1 protein-coding gene is annotated in these 1,232 nt (G+C 54.5%); it reads right to left on the bottom strand.

All coding sequences use genetic code 11. From position 1 onward, the window contains the following. Positions 1-18: 18 nt before the first annotated feature. Positions 19-1,169, bottom strand: a protein-coding gene (locus CKW37_RS32270; protein WP_095160079.1) for an IS3 family transposase whose coding sequence is annotated in 2 segments (ribosomal slippage) — positions 19-926 and positions 926-1,169 — 1,152 coding nt in all. Because the reading frame shifts where the segments join, the coding sequence is not laid out codon by codon here. Positions 1,170-1,232 lie beyond the last annotated feature (63 nt).

Here is a 1,232-nt window from a genome sequence, read left to right as displayed (position 1 = left end):
TGAATCGCCCCTGGTTTCCTAGACACTCTCCAAGCTCAGGAAATAGCGTTTCTCATACTCTACTGGAGACAGCTGCATAGCACTGCTGTGTCGGCGTTTAGGGTTATAGAACATCTCGATGTAATCGAAAATATCACTTCGGGCTTCTTCACGGGTTGTGTAGATCTTTCGTCGGACTCGCTCCCGCTTCAAAAGCTGGAAAAAGCTCTCGGCTACGGCATTGTCGTGGCAGTTTCCCCGCCGGCTCATGCTGCTGATTACATTGTTGGCCTTCAAGAAACTTTGCCAATCCGAGCTACTGAACTGACTGCCTTGATCTGAGTGAATCATCACTTGCTGCTGAGGCTTGCGTCGCCAAACAGCCATCAACATCGCGTCGATAGCTAGGTCGCTGCTCATCCTTGGCTTCATTGACCAACCAATTACTTGGCGTGAGAACAGATCCAGCACTACCGCGAGGTAGAGCCACCCTTCATAGGTGCGGATGTAAGTGATATCTGTCACCCAGACCTTGTTCGGCTCACTGACCTTGAACTGCCGCGCGAGGTGGTTGGGCGAGGCCACTGTTGGTTTTCCACCATAGAACCCTGGACGCCGCCGATAGCCCGTTTGAGAACGCAGCCCCTCCGCCTGCATCAAGCGCCCGACTCGATTTCGACCGCATTCCTCTCCCAGCTCACGCAGGTCATCGTGAATTTTGCGGTAGCCGTATACACCTCCGCTTTCCAGCCAAGCGTGTTTGATCAAGCCAAGCAGACGTTGATCTTCTTTTGCTCGGGAAGATTGAGGCTCGGCCAGCCAGGCGTAATAACCGCTGGGGTGCACCTTGAGGGTATGGCAAAGGCGCCGCACCGGGTAATCAGTCGAGTGCTTCTTGATGAAGGCGTACTTCAGCCGCACTCCTTGGCAAAGTACGCGGCGGCCTTTTTTAAGATGTCTCGCTCTTCCGTCACGCGCTTGAGTTCAGCGCGTAGCTTGCGCAGTTCGGCCTGCTGATCGTCGTCTTGCTGACGCTGCTCTTGGGGCTTGCTGTAGACCTTGATCCAGGCGTAAAGGCTGTGCACGGACATACCCAGGCGCTGGGCGACATCGGCGACAGGTTTGCCTTTCTCGGTCACTTGCTTGACCGCTTCGATCTTGAATTCTTCGGGGTAACGCTGACGACTCATGGCTCCTCCTATTTGGGCCTCATTATGAGGCTTGGAGGTGTCTACGAAACTAGGGGCGATTCA

The organism is Pseudomonas sp. Irchel 3E13, from assembly GCF_900187455.1.
Classification (GTDB): domain Bacteria; phylum Pseudomonadota; class Gammaproteobacteria; order Pseudomonadales; family Pseudomonadaceae; genus Aquipseudomonas.
Note: the sequence above shows the minus strand (reverse complement) of the source record. Positions and strands in the feature narration are given on the sequence as shown.